Annotated in this window: 1 protein-coding gene and 1 pseudogene; one reads left to right on the top strand and one right to left on the bottom strand. The window is 46.4% G+C overall.

Going from position 1 to position 867, the window contains the following annotated elements:
• Window positions 1–580: OmpA family protein (locus ASC50_RS01950; protein ID WP_056928633.1), on the top strand; the 580-nt coding region annotated here is incomplete at its 5' end.
• A gap of 6 nt (window positions 581–586) precedes the next feature.
• Here ASC50_RS01950 and ASC50_RS01945 read toward each other — a convergent pair.
• Window positions 587–867: pseudogene (locus ASC50_RS01945) on the bottom strand (hypothetical protein); the annotation flags it as partial.

Genomic DNA, 867 nt, shown 5'->3' with positions numbered 1-867 from the left:
TTACATACCATGGCACGTTTTTCCCCCAATTCAGCATGCAATTGACACCATCAAAAGCAATGTTGAACAACTCTCCACATCTGACAATTCACCCCGCGTTGCTCGGAAGCGTACCACTCGAGCCGAAGAGAAGCAGGTGGGAAACCGGACGTTGATAGACAAGCAAACGATTGCTGTGCAAGAAATTAGAACCAAAGCGGCAGATAAAAAACGGTTGCAAACGCCAATAAATTTTGAATTTGACCGGACAGACCTGTTGGATGATGCTAAAAAAGTATTGGATGCAAACATAACTGCGCTCAAACAGGTGCTGGATGAAAAAATACGCATCCTAAAAAAATATCCCGATTTGAAAATCACCATTGTGGGACACACCGACAACAAGGGGACACCGGAATATAATATGGTTCTGGGGCAAGAGCGCGCCGAAACAGTTAAAGCCTATCTGCTCAAACACGGTATCCCTGCCAAAATTATAGTCAAAGTCACCAGCAAAGGAGCATCAGAACCCGTCGCCCCCAATAATAGCGAAGAAAACAGGCAAAAGAACAGGCGAGTGGAGATTGTTGTGGCGGAGTAATGAAAACTATCCACATGAACATGCGAAATTGGCAGCCCATTGTGTTGTTTTTCCCAAATGAACTGTCCCACTGTGAAAGACTGTTCGCTCCATTTCGCCTTGCAGTGGGAAGACGCCCAGGAGCCTGTTGTTGTCATCCAATTCTGCATAGTGCATATCGAATGTTTTGCCGGAAGGCATTATGATGTGGTGTGCTGCAATGCGTTTCATACCTACAAGGCTTTTAGCCACCGCTCTTCGGATTGCTCTACCCAGGCTCGAAATGCGGGGTTGGGTTGGTATTGGGA

The organism is Candidatus Symbiothrix dinenymphae (genome assembly GCF_001431085.1).
The sequence above is the reverse complement of the archived record's forward strand: the minus strand, read 5'-3'. Positions and strand labels throughout refer to the sequence as shown.